8 protein-coding genes and 1 tRNA gene are annotated in these 11,044 nt (G+C 69.9%); 7 read left to right on the forward strand and 2 right to left on the reverse strand.

Features of this window, described 5'->3' with window-relative positions:
• The first annotated feature begins 145 nt into the window (after nucleotides 1-145).
• Together ACRWNM_RS01335 and ACRWNM_RS01340 are read left to right on the forward strand one after the other, a co-directional pair.
• Complete coding sequence (locus ACRWNM_RS01335) at nucleotides 146-715, forward strand: TetR family transcriptional regulator (protein WP_431962578.1); 570 nt, start codon at nucleotides 146-148, stop codon at nucleotides 713-715.
• A complete protein-coding gene (locus ACRWNM_RS01340; RefSeq protein WP_431962580.1) occupies nucleotides 712-1,914 on the forward strand; it encodes an NADH:flavin oxidoreductase in 1,203 nt (400 codons plus the stop codon). The genes ACRWNM_RS01335 and ACRWNM_RS01340 overlap by 4 nt, the downstream gene beginning before the upstream one ends.
• Nucleotides 1,915-2,087: 173 nt before the next feature.
• On the opposite strand, the gene ACRWNM_RS01345 is transcribed toward ACRWNM_RS01340, so the two are convergent.
• A tRNA-Arg gene (locus ACRWNM_RS01345) sits at nucleotides 2,088-2,161 on the reverse strand.
• Nucleotides 2,162-2,263: 102 nt separating this feature from the next.
• A complete protein-coding gene (locus ACRWNM_RS01350) occupies nucleotides 2,264-2,638 on the reverse strand; it encodes a DUF4345 family protein (RefSeq protein WP_431962582.1) in 375 nt (124 codons plus the stop codon).
• Between the two features lie 91 nt (nucleotides 2,639-2,729).
• On the opposite strand from ACRWNM_RS01350, the gene ACRWNM_RS01355 reads away from it, so the two are divergent.
• The 5 genes from ACRWNM_RS01355 (at nucleotide 2,730) to ettA (ending at nucleotide 10,950) form a co-directional block, all read left to right on the forward strand.
• Complete coding sequence (locus tag ACRWNM_RS01355) at nucleotides 2,730-4,772, forward strand: cytochrome c oxidase assembly protein (protein WP_431962584.1); 2,043 nt, start codon at nucleotides 2,730-2,732, stop codon at nucleotides 4,770-4,772.
• 52 nt (nucleotides 4,773-4,824) lie between these two features.
• Nucleotides 4,825-5,802 (forward strand): serine/threonine dehydratase, encoded by a 978-nt coding sequence (locus ACRWNM_RS01360; protein ID WP_431962586.1) that lies wholly within the window; start codon nucleotides 4,825-4,827, stop codon nucleotides 5,800-5,802.
• Between the two features lie 106 nt (nucleotides 5,803-5,908).
• A complete protein-coding gene (locus ACRWNM_RS01365) occupies nucleotides 5,909-8,461 on the forward strand; it encodes a beta-glucosidase (RefSeq protein WP_431962588.1) in 2,553 nt (850 codons plus the stop codon).
• Between the two features lie 183 nt (nucleotides 8,462-8,644).
• Nucleotides 8,645-9,160, forward strand: coding sequence for a single-stranded DNA-binding protein (locus ACRWNM_RS01370; protein ID WP_431963559.1), 516 nt, complete (start codon nucleotides 8,645-8,647; stop codon nucleotides 9,158-9,160).
• 113 nt (nucleotides 9,161-9,273) lie between these two features.
• Nucleotides 9,274-10,950: an energy-dependent translational throttle protein EttA gene (gene ettA, locus ACRWNM_RS01375; protein ID WP_431962590.1), complete on the forward strand. Its 1,677-nt coding sequence runs from the start codon at nucleotides 9,274-9,276 to the stop codon at nucleotides 10,948-10,950.
• Nucleotides 10,951-11,044: the final 94 nt, after the last annotated feature.

Below are 11,044 nucleotides of genomic sequence, written 5' to 3' on the forward strand. Positions count from 1 at the left end.
CGTGCGAAGTCAGCAAACCATCGGTAACCGTATGGATCGGGTTGCCACACCGAGGGCGAGGGGTTCTTCACGGGCCGTGCCGTCGCCGCGGTAGCGATTTCAATCAGTGATTGAATCGATGTTTGAAACGTGTTTTACTTCACCCATGGCTCAGAAAGTTTCGGCGGTCACCCGCGAGCGGCTGCTCGCCGCGGCCGAGCGGTTGTTGCTGACCGACCGCTACGAGGACGTCTCCGTGCGGGCGATCTGCGCGGAGGCCGGCGCCAACCCGGCCGCCGTGCACTACCACTTCGGATCGAAGGAAGCGCTGGTCGCGGCGCTGCTGGAGGACCGACTCGGACCGCTGTGGGCCGACCGCCTCGCGGCGGTGAGCGCCGAGCGTGGTTCGGTGCCCGAGATCGTCGACGCGGTGATCGAGCCGTTCGTCGAACTGTCCGCCGACCCGGCGGGCCGCCTGCATCTGCGGCTGCTCGCGCAACTGGTGCTCGGGCGTCACCCGCTGCTGTGGCAGCAGCGCTGGTTCCGGATGGACTCCTGGGTCGGTCTGCTCCCCGAGCTCGCGGAGCCGGAGAGCAGGCGGCGCTGGTCGTTTGCCTTCGACCTCGTCATCATGTCGTTCGGGGCCGGCGACCGAGACCTGTCGGAGCCCGCCGTCGCCACCTTGCGCGACTTCGTGATCGCCGGACTCTCCGCGCCGGAAGGCGGTGCGCGATGACCGATGTTTTCGCACCGGCGGCACTGGGCCCGATCACCCTGCGCAACAGGGTGATCAAGGCGGCGACCTTCGAGGGCTGCACACCCGACGCGCTGGTCACCGACGAACTGATCGAATTCCACCGCGAGACCGCGGCGGGCGGCGTCGGCATGACCACCGTCGCCTACTGCGCGGTCGCGCCGGGCGGGCGCACCGATCGGCATCAGATCTGGATGCGCGAGGAGGCGCTGCCCGGCCTGCGCAGGCTGACCGATGCCGTGCACGCCGAAGGCGCGGCGGCCAGCGCGCAGATCGGACACGCCGGACCTGTGGCCAATGCCGCCTCCAACCGGCTGCCCGCGCTCGCGCCGAGCCGCATGTTCAGTCCGCTCGGTATGCGGTCGATGAAGGTGCCCGGCGAGTCCGAGATCCGCGGGCTGGTCGCCGCGCACGCAGACGCCGCGAAGCTCGCCGAACAGGCCGGCTTCGACGCGGTGGAGATCCACTTCGGGCACAACTACCTGGCCAGTTCGTTTCTCAGCCCGCTACTGAACCGTCGCACCGACCGCTACGGCGGGTCGACGGCCAACCGGGCCAGATTCGTCCGCGAAATCGCCCGCGCGGTGGGCGAAGCCGTGGGCGGCAGGCTGGCGGTGACGGCGAAGCTGAACATGGAAGACGGCGTGCGCGGCGGGCTCACGGTGCCGGAATCGCTCCAGGTCGCCGCGTGGCTGGAGGAGGACGGTGCGCTGGACGCCCTCGAACTGACGGCGGGAAGCTCGCTGCTGAACCCGATGCTGCTGTTCCACGGCGACGCCCCACGCCGCGAGTTCGCGAAAGTCCTTCCTGGACCGGCTCGCTGGGGTTTCCGGTTGGTCGGCCGCGGGTTCCTGCGCGAGTACCCGTACCACGAGGCGTACCTGCTCGAACGGGCCCGCCAGTTCCGCCGCGAGCTGTCCATGCCGCTGATCCTGCTCGGCGGCATCACCAACCTCGACACCATGCGCCAGGCGATGGCCGAGGGCTTCGAGTTCGTCGCCATGGGCCGAGCCCTGCTACGCGAGCCGAACCTGCTGCTCCGCATCCAATCCGACGAAGCGACTCGATCGGCCTGCACACACTGCAACCTGTGCATGCCGAGCATCTACACCGGAACGAAGTGCGTGTTCCGGCTCGATCAGCGTTCCGATGTCGCCGATCGAGTCGGCGGCTCCGCCTGAGGCCCGAGGTCTGGGCCGCGGTGACTTCTTCCGCCGGCGTGCCCGGCCGAGGGGTTGCGCGGTGCCGGAGATCGCGACGATTCCTGGCTGTGTGGTGTTTGAGCGCTCCCCGGTTCGGGTAACAAACCCTGTGACCCGCATCGACGTGCGGGCCACAGGGTTGCCCATGTGTGCGCCCCCGGCAGGAATCGAACCTGCGACCTAGGGATTAGAAGGCCCTTGCTCTATCCAACTGAGCTACGGAGGCAGCGGTTTCCACCATGGCCGATATCGGCGGTGGTGTCCAGCGCGGAAATTATAGCGACTGTCCAGAAACTAGATTCTTAGCGTCAGCAATATTCCCTATACCTCAGTCGAGCAGGACAGCGAGAGTCAGCAGGGTGGCCAAGGTCACTTCGACGATGAAGTAGAACCAGACTGGGTAGAAAGCGGACGCGGGCTCGGTGAACGAGGACCAGATCCGGCCGAACGCCATCCCGCCCAACGCGGCGGCCACCGCGATGCACACCCCGAATCTGAGGTCGCCGACATCGGCGGCAGCCAGCCCGAGGACAACGGCCACGGCGATGCCGAAGCCGCCGTAGACCGCGCGGACTTCGGCGTGCGCGTCGGCTCGATCGGCGAGCATGCCGACCGTGTCGGCGAGCTGGCCCGGGCGAAACAGTCCGTAAATGCCCATGGCGGCGAAGAACAGCGCCACGACGGCAATCAGCACGACCGACATCCCACCTCCGTGATTCGCGCCTACCTTATCTCCATCGAGCGGCTCGAGCCCGCTCCGCCCACGCCCGACCGACACAACTACGCTGAGTCGTATGTCGTCACCGCAGGACCCGCCCCTCGCAACCGCTGAGCCGGACGTCCAGCGGGCGGCTTCCGCGGGCAACTTCGCCGTCGTGACCGCATTCGCGGGAGCCCTCGCCGCCGTCGTCGCGGCGCTGGTGGTCGGCCTCTCCGCGGCGCAGGCGTTGAGCCTGCTCGGCATCCCGGATCCGGGTCCGCTGACCACCTACGGGCTGCCCGCGATTCGCGCGCTGGCCGATCTCGCCGCGGCGCTGACCGTCGGCTCGCTGCTGTTCGCCGCGTTCCTGGTGCCGCCACAGGCGGACGGACTGTTGGACGTAGGCGGATACCGCGCGCTGCGGCGGGCCTCGAATTTCGCGGTGCTCTGGGCGTGTTGCGCCGCGCTGCTGGTCCCGCTGACGGTGTCGGACACCACGGGCCAGCCCGTCTCCGACGTCTGGCGTCCGGAACAGCTGTGGCGGGCGATCGGGCAGGTGGATCTGGCCGAGGCCTGGCGCACCACGGTGATCTTGGCGCTGATCGTGGCGATCGGCTGCCGTCTCGCGCTGCGCTGGGGCTGGACGCCGCTGCTGCTGGGCGGCGCGATCGTGACCATGATGCCGCTGGCGCTGACCGGGCATTCGTCCTCGGGCGGCTCGCACGACATCGCGACCAACAGCCTCATCCTGCACCTGGTGTCGGCGGCGGTCTGGGTGGGCGGCTTGTTCGCCGTGCTCGCGCACGCGCTGCGCGGCGGCGCGCACACCGACGTCGCGGTCCGCAGGTTCTCGCTCACCGCGACCATCGCGTTCGTGGTGATCGGCGTCAGCGGCGTGATCAACTCGTGGGTGCGCGTGCCCTTCGACGAACTGTTCACCAGCACCTACGGGCGTCTGGTGCTCGCGAAAGCGGTGGCGTTGATCGTCCTCGGCGTCATCGGCTACTTCCAGCGCCGCGCCGCCGTGCCCGCACTAGCGGCGAACCCGAGCGATCGCGCCGCCCTCATTCGTTTCGGCGCGGTCGAGGCGCTGGTGTTCGCGGCGACCATGGGTTTGGCGGTCGGGCTCGGCCGCACGCCGCCGCCACCGCCGACGACCGTGCCGTCGCCCGCCGAGGTGGAACTCGGCTACGACCTCGCGGGCCCGCCGACGGTCGCGCGGCTGCTGTTCGACTGGCGCTTCGACCTGATCTTCGGCACGGCGGCGATCGTGCTGGCGGTGCTGTATCTGCTCGGCGTCCGGCGGCTGCGCTCGCGCGGCGATTCGTGGCCGGTCGGCAGGACCATCGCGTGGCTGTCCGGCTGCGCGCTGCTGCTGCTCGCGACGTCGTCGGGGATCGGGCGGTATTCGCCCGCGGTGTTCAGCGTGCACATGGGTCAGCACATGGCGCTGTCCATGCTCGCGCCGATCCTGCTGGCCCTCGGCGGCGCGGTGACGCTGGCGTTGCGTGCGCTGCCGCCCGCGGGACGCGCCGGCGCACCCGGTCCCCGGGAGTGGATCATGGCCGCCGTGCACAATCCGGTGTCGCGCTTCCTGACCCATCCGATCGTGGCCTCGGTGATCTTCGTCGCCGGTTTCTACGCGCTGTACATGGGCGGCATCTACGACACCTTCGTCGACTCGCACGCGGCCCATCTGCTGATGAACATCCACTTCCTGCTCAGCGGCTACCTCTTCTACTGGGTGGTGATCGGCATCGATCCCAAGCCGCGCCAGGTGGAACCGCTCACCAAACTGGGCATGGTGTTCGGCTCGCTGCCCTTCCACGCGTTCTTCGGCGTCGCGTTGATGAGCATGACGACGGTCATGGGCGGCTGGTTCTTCCGCAGCCTGGATCTGGGCTGGAACAGCGACCTGCTCGGAGATCAGCGCACCGGCGGTAGCCTTGCCTGGGCGAGCGGCGAAGTGCCGTTGGTCGTGGTGATGCTTGCACTGCTCATCCAGTGGTCGCGCAGCGACGAACGGATGGCGAAGCGCATCGACCGCGCCGCCGACCGCGACAACGACGCGGACCTGGCCGCCCACAACGCCATGTTCGCCGAACTGGCGAAACGTGACGGAGAGGTACGCAAGTGAGTGAGACCGCGCCGCCGGGGCTGCCCCGGCCGTGCGACCGCGGGGTGCGGTCTTGAATCCGAGTGAGAACGGTGAGGGCGGCGTGGCGGTCGCCGAGCACTGCAGGCAGGTGTATCGCTCCGATGTGCGCGCGGCGCGGCGGCGGTTGGCGGGACGGATCAGGAAGACGCCGGTCTTCCACACCTCGGTGGCCGGGCCCGACGGTCCGGTCCCGGTCACGCTGAAACTCGAATCCCTGCAGCACGGTGGCACTTTCAAGGTGCGCGGCTGCCTCAACGCGCTGCTCTCCGCGACGACGCGGACCGACCAGGTGATCATCGCGTCGGCGGGCAACGCGGGGATCGCCGCCGCGCTGTCGGCGGCCTGGCTCGGCAAGGCGTGCACGGTGGTCGTTCCCGAGTCCGCGCCGCACACCAAGGTGGCCGCGATGTGGTCGCACGGCGCCGAGGTGCTCTGGCACGGAACGACCTACGCGGAGGCGGCCCGCTACGCCACCGAGCTGGCGGCCGAGCGCGGCGCGCTGCAGTTGCACGCCTACGACCTGCCCGCGGTGGTCGCGGGCGCCGGAGTGGTCGGTCTGGAGCTCGAGGATCAGGTGCGCGGCAAACCGCCGGTGCTGGTCGCGGTCGGCGGGGGCGGGCTGGTCGCCGGGATCGCGGCGGCGGTGGGGCGCCGTCAGCAGGTGGTGGGCGTCGAGCCGGTCGGCATGCCCGCACTGCACGCCGCGCTGCTCGCCAACCGGCCGGTGGATGTCGGCAGGCCGGGCATCGGTCTCGACGCGCTCGGCGCGACCAGGGTCGGGGAGATCGCCCTCGACATCGCGCGGCGCTACGACGTGCCCTCGCTGCTGGTCGCCGAGGAGGCGATCGCCACGGCACGCGAGTATCTGTGGCGCGAATTCCGGATCGTCGTCGAGCTGGCGGGCGCGAGCGCGCTGGCCGCGATCATGAGCGGCGCGTACACACCCGCGCCGGGAGAACGGCCGGTCGTCGTGCTGTGCGGCGGCAACACCGACCTCGCCGCCCTCTGACCCCGTCCTCGCGCGGTGTCGCGAAGCCGGGTCGCCCACGGCCCTGACGCGTAGATTTGGCGAAAGGTGCAGGTAGGCCCGGCCGACGATCCGAGGAGGAGCCCTGATGCTCGACACGGTGGACGAAGCCCTGCGCGCGCTGGTCGGCGCGTTGAACCTGGAACAGAAGGTGCGGCTGCTGACCGGCGCCGACCTCTGGTCGACCGTGGCGGAGCCCGCGATCGGGCTGCGGTCGATGATGCTCTCCGACGGGCCTTCGGGCGTGCGCGGCCCGATTTGGGACGAGCGCGACCCTTCGCTGAACCTCCCCTCGGCGACAGCGCTCGCGGCGACCTGGGATCTGGACCTGGCCCGCCGCTACGGCGCCGCCTCGGCGAGCGAGGCCAAGCGCAAGGGCGTCGACGTGGTGCTCGGCCCGACGATCAATCTGCAGCGCAGCCCCCTGGGCGGCAGGCACTTCGAGGCGTACTCCGAAGACCCGCTGCTCACCGGCGAACTGGCCGCGGCCTACGTGCGCGCGGTGCAGGAACACCGCGTCGCCGCGACGCCGAAACACTACGTGGCCAACGACTTCGAGACCGAGCGCTACACGGCCGACGTCGCGCTGGACGATCGCGCGCTGCACGAGCTGTATCTCGCGCCGTTCGAGGCGGCGGTACGGGCGGGCGCGTGGCTGGTGATGTCGGCGTACAACTCCGTTCGCGGCGTCACCATGTCGGAGAACCCGCTGCTGACAACGCCGTTGCGCACCGCGTGGGGTTTCGACGGCGTCGTGGTGTCGGACTGGACGGCGGTGCGCAGCACCGAGGCCGCGGCCAAGGCCGACCAGGACCTGGTGATGCCGGGCCCGGTGGGGCCGTGGGGCGCGAAGCTGGTCGCGGCGGTGCTGTCCGGTGCGGTGCCGGAGGCCGCGATCGATGCGAAGGCGCTGCGCCTGCTGCGGCTGGCGCAGCGGGTCGGCGCGCTCGATCTGTCGGATTCCGCCCTGCGCGACAACGGCTTCGACACCGCCGCTGTGGCGTCGCACGGTGGTGTCGCCCTGCGGAATATCCCCGCGCGGGAACCGAATTCGGTTCCGAACGGGCCTGCGGGCGCGGACGTCTCGGACCGCGAGGGGCGCGAACTCGCCCGCGAAGTCGCGGCCGCGGGCATGGTGCTGCTGCGCAACACCGGCGAATTGCCCTGGCCGAGTTCGGGTCCCGGTTCCCTCGCGGTGATCGGTGAGGCGGCGATCTGGCCGCGCACGCAGGGCGGCGGCAGCGCGACGGTGGTCCCCGCCGAGGTGATCGGTCCGGTGGACGGGCTGCGCGCCGCGCTGCCGGACGCGTCCGTCACGGTGCATCCCGGCGTGCCCGCGCAGACCGGCATTCACGCGCTCCCGCTCGGGTCGATGACCGATCCGCAGACCGGCGAACCCGGGTTGCGCGCCCGCTTCCTCGATGCCGACGGCGGCGAGCTGCTGAGCGAGCAGCGGTACGCGGCGCAGCTGGTCTACCTGGGCACGGTGCCCGCGGGTGCGGCCACGCTCGAGCTGAGCACGGTGTACCGGCCCGGCCCCGACGAACCCGCCGCGGTCCGGCTCGGCATCGCCGGGGTGGGCCGGATACGCATGGAGATCAACGGCGCCGAGGTCATCGACACCGTGCTCGTCGGCAGCGGCGAACCACTCGGCGCCGCGCTGCTCAGCCCTGGTGTCGCCGCGGTGCCGGTAGCCGCCGACCGTGCACGGCCGCTCACCGTCACCGTGCGCCAGCAGCTCGAAAACGATGCCGTGGCATCGGGTCTGGTCGCGATCACGCTGGGCACCGAGGCGGCGCAGATCGATCCAGGGGACGCGATCGCCGACGCGGCCGCGCTGGCGGGCGCCGCCGACACCGCCGTCGTCGTGGTCGGCACCGGCTCGCAGACCGAGAGCGAGGGTTACGACCGCAGTACGCTCGCGCTCCCTGGCGCGCAGGACGATCTGGTGCGCGCGGTGGCGCGGGCCAACCCGCGCACCGTGGTGGTGGTGAATTCCGGCGGACCGGTGCTGCTGCCCTGGCGCGACGAGGTGTCGGCGGTGTTGCTCACCTGGTTCGGCGGCCAGGAAGCGGGCCACGCGCTGGCCGACGTGCTGCTCGGCCGGACCGAACCGGGCGGCAGGCTGCCCACCACCTGGCCCGCCGCCGAGGCCGACGTGCCCGTCCTCTCGACCACGCCGGAGGACGGGGTGCTGCGCTACACCGAAGGCATCCACATCGGCTACCGCGCCTGGCTGCGCGCCGGCGTGACTCCGGCCTACCCGTTCGGGCACGGGCTCGGTTACAGCACTTGGGAACTCGCCGATCTCGCGGCGTCCGCGCCGCAGCAGGACGGGACGGTGGCGGTGACGCTCACCGCACGCAACACCAGCGGGCGGGCCGGGAAACAGGTTGTCCAGGTGTACCTGTCCCGTCCCGATTCCGCGATCGAGCGGCCCGTGCGGTGGCTGGCGGGGTTCGCCACCGTGTCCGCGGCGGCGGGAGCGTCGGTGCCGGTGCGAATCGCCCTGCCACCGCGGGTGTTCGCGCACTGGGACGGGGGCTGGCGGACCGAGCCGGGTGCGTTCACCGTGCACGCGGGGACGAGCGTGGTGGATCTCCCGTTGCGCGCGTCGGCGGTGGTCGGCGCGGACCGGTAGCCGGTGCCGGTGCGGCGGCACGAGCGAAGCGCCGGATGTCCACACACGGGTGAGTTGTCCACAGGCGCGAAACAGGGGGTTCCTTCACACCCTGTGCCGGGGCGAGGCTGGATACGCCCTCGCGGAGGGGGAGGAGACACCCGGAGCATCCGCACCGGGTCCGACAGGTGAAGGGGCGTGATCATGTACGAAGCGATGGCGACGGTGGTCGGTACCGTGGTGACCCACCCGGTCAAGCGGGACCTGAGCAATGGCGAACAGGTGCTCACCTTCCGGATGGCCAGCAACTCGCGCAGGCTCGACTTCGCGACGGGGGAATGGGTCGACAACGGGACCCTGTTCCTCACGGTGACCTGCTGGCGTCGCCTGGTCGGCGGCGTGGACGCGTCGCTGCGCCGCGGCGACCCGGTGCTCGTCTACGGGCAGCTGCGTTCGCATGAGTACCGGACCAAGGAGGGTATCGAGCGGCGCGATCTGGAGATGCGGGCCACCGCGGTCGGCCCCGATCTGTCCCGCTGCACCGCGCGGGTCAGCCGTCGATCGGAGACCGGCGGCGGGCCCGGCTCGCTGATGCGGAATACTTGTGTCGGATCCAGCGCTGAAGACCGTGCACGCGTCGGCGAGGAATTGGGGGAGAGTGCCGCGACCGTGGCTTCCGCACCTTCCGGAAGCGCCGCACCCGAGCCCGTCGACGCCTGATCCCGCCCGTAGAACGTCGGGTGCGAGCACGGTGAATCCGGCGCGAGGATGCCCGCGTGCCGTGAGTGGCTCTGCTTCGTTCCACTGTTCCCGAGACCGATAGGCTTCCGCGTATGGCTGAGTTCATCTACCAAATGAAGAAGGTTCGCAAGGCGCACGGCGACAAAGTCGTGCTCGACGATGTCACCTTGAACTTCCTTCCGGGCGCCAAGATCGGCGTCGTCGGCCCCAACGGCGCCGGTAAATCCAGCGTGCTGAAGATCATGGCCGGACTGGACCAGCCGAACAACGGCGACGCGTTCCTCGCGCCGGGCGCGACGGTCGGCATCCTCCAGCAGGAGCCGCCGCTGAACGAGGAGAAGACCGTCCGCGGCAACGTCGAGGAGGGCCTCGGCGAGGTCAAGGTGAAGCTCGATCGCTTCAACGAGATCGCCGAGCTCATGGCCACCGATTACTCCGACGAGCTCATGGACGAGATGGGCAAGCTCCAGGAGTACCTGGACCACGCCGATGCGTGGGACGTGGACTCCCAGCTCGAGCAGGCCATGGACGCGCTGCGCTGCCCGCCGCCGGACGAGCCGGTCACCAACCTCTCCGGTGGTGAGCGCCGCCGCGTCGCGCTGTGCAAGCTGCTGCTGAGCAAGCCCGACCTGCTGCTGCTCGACGAGCCGACCAACCACCTCGACGCGGAGTCGGTGCTGTGGCTCGAGCAGCACCTGTCCCAGTACTCGGGCGCGGTTCTCGCCGTCACCCACGACCGGTACTTCCTGGACAACGTCGCGGGCTGGATCCTCGAGCTCGACCGCGGCCGGGCCCACGGCTACGAGGGCAACTACTCCGTGTACCTGGAGAAGAAGGCCGAGCGCCTGGAGGTGCAGGGCAAGAAGGACCAGAAGCTGCAGAAGCGGCTGAAGGAAGAGCTCGCGTGGGTGCGTTCCGGCGCCAAGGCTCGCCAGGCCAAGAACAAGGCTCGTCTCGGCAGGTACGAGGAGATGGCGGCCGAGGCCGAGAAGATGCGGAAGTTGGACTTCGAGGAGATCCAAATCCCGCACGGTCCCCGTCTGGGCAGTGTGGTCGTCGAGGTCTCGCACTTGGACAAGGGCTTCGGCGATCGCCAGCTCATCAAGGATCTGTCGTTCACCTTGCCGCGCAACGGAATTGTCGGCGTCATCGGTCCGAACGGTGTCGGTAAGACCACCCTGTTCAAAACCATCGTCGGACTCGAGCAGCCCGACAGCGGTGAGGTGAAGGTCGGCGAGACGGTCAAGCTGAGCTACGTCGACCAGAACCGCGCGGGCATCGACCCGACGAAGAACGTGTGGCAGGTGGTCTCCGAGGGCCTGGACTTCATCCAGGTCGGCAACCAGGAGATGCCCTCGCGCGCCTACGTCAGCGCGTTCGGCTTCAAGGGACCGGATCAGCAGAAGCCGGCCGGCGTGCTCTCCGGCGGTGAGCGCAACCGCCTGAACCTGGCGATGACGCTCAAGCAGGGCGGCAACCTGATCCTGCTCGACGAGCCGACCAACGACCTCGACGTGGAAACTCTCGGTTCGCTGGAGAACGCGCTGGAACAGTTCCCCGGCTGCGCCGTGGTCATTTCCCACGACCGCTGGTTCCTGGACCGCACCTGCACGCACATCCTGGCGTGGGAGGGCGACTCGGACAACGAGGCCAAGTGGTTCTGGTTCGAGGGCAACTTCGAGGCGTACGAGGCCAACAAGATCGAGCGTCTCGGCCCGGAGGCGGCCCGCCCGCACCGGGTGACGCACCGCAAGCTCACCCGCGACTGACACCCGTCGTCGGGGCGATCGCCGCGCGCATCGCCCCGACGCACGGCCGCTTCATCGAAGAAACTGCGGAGTAATAACCCGCGGGCCCGCGCTC

The sequence above is a fragment of the Nocardia sp. bgisy134 genome, from assembly GCF_965341865.1.
Taxonomy (GTDB): Bacteria; Actinomycetota; Actinomycetes; order Mycobacteriales; family Mycobacteriaceae; genus Nocardia.